This is a genomic window from Cryobacterium sp. MLB-32, assembly GCF_000738085.1.
Taxonomy (GTDB): domain Bacteria; phylum Actinomycetota; class Actinomycetes; order Actinomycetales; family Microbacteriaceae; genus Cryobacterium.
Genome location: NZ_JPRS01000411.1, coordinates 1 through 947, shown reverse-complemented (window position 1 = coordinate 947; position 947 = coordinate 1). Strand labels below are relative to the sequence as shown.

1 protein-coding gene is annotated in these 947 nt (G+C 62.9%); it reads right to left on the bottom strand.

What is annotated here, in order from left to right; translation table 11 throughout:
• Positions 1 to 329: 329 nt before the first annotated feature.
• Complete coding sequence (locus tag JF66_RS19005) at positions 330 to 707, bottom strand: MarR family winged helix-turn-helix transcriptional regulator (protein WP_081882506.1); 378 nt, start codon at positions 705 to 707, stop codon at positions 330 to 332.
• Between the last annotated feature and the right edge of the window lie 240 nt (positions 708 to 947).

Genomic DNA, 947 nt, shown 5'->3' with positions numbered 1-947 from the left:
AATAGGTCGGGGGTTCAAATCCCTCCGGGCGCACAGACAAGAAGCGGTTCACTTCGGTGGGCCGCTTTTTTTGTTGCCCGCGGCCAGGGTCAATTTGGTCCGAACGGACAAACTAGGGACAAGCTCAGGTAGCATCGGCATAATTGAGTTATCCTTACTGTTCAATTTATGCGCCCGGTGGCGAGTGGCACCGGCGTACCAAGAGTTTCTCGCCGGGCGTTGTTCGGGCTCCCAGTGAGGAAGGCATTCCTGCGAGGGACTGCCTCGGTGGGGCGAGGGGTAGGGCCTTCGCTTCATCGCCACAGTCGGGGCGTGCCGGGGTGCGACTGCTAGGTCGTGGACCGGGTGCGCAGGCGGTCGCAGAGGGCGCTGAGCTGACGCAGCTCGTCGGTGCTGAGCGAATCGCCGACGCGGTCGGTAATCGTATCCATGTGTTGCACGGCCACTCGGCGGAAGAGCGCCAGTCCGGCGGGTGTCAGTTCGACGATGGCACCGCGACCATCCGCGGGGTCGGCGAGCTTGCACACGTACCCCCGGGAAACGAGCCGGTCGACGAGGCGACTGACGCTCGGCTGAGTGAGCAATACGTGCTCGTTGAGCTCCCGCAGCCGGATGCGACGGTCGGGCTGCCGGGACAGGTTGAACATCACGTCGTACTCATTGAAGGAAATGTCCTTCGAGGGGAAATCGGCGGCGAGTCCGCGCATGATGGCGACCTGGGCACGAAAGAGCGATTCCCAGGCGCGTACCGCCACGTCCCTGTTTGCCACCTTGGTTTCCCGCCCATTCTCGTTTCGCTACGGTTCGACGTAGCTGTCTAGGACAAGGATAGGGACTCAGCGACGTTAGGACCGCATCCGCTCTTCTCGTGTTCCCCCGGAAACGGGCCGCGGTTCCTCCGCAGGCGCCTCGTGTGAGGCAGGAGCGCGATCACATGAGTGGGCATG

What these genes read in the sequence shown, in the direction of transcription:
- JF66_RS19005 (WP_081882506.1), bottom strand. Translation starts at nt 707, where the DNA reads ATGCGCGGACTCGCCGCCGATTTCCCCTCGAAGGACATTTCCTTCAAT.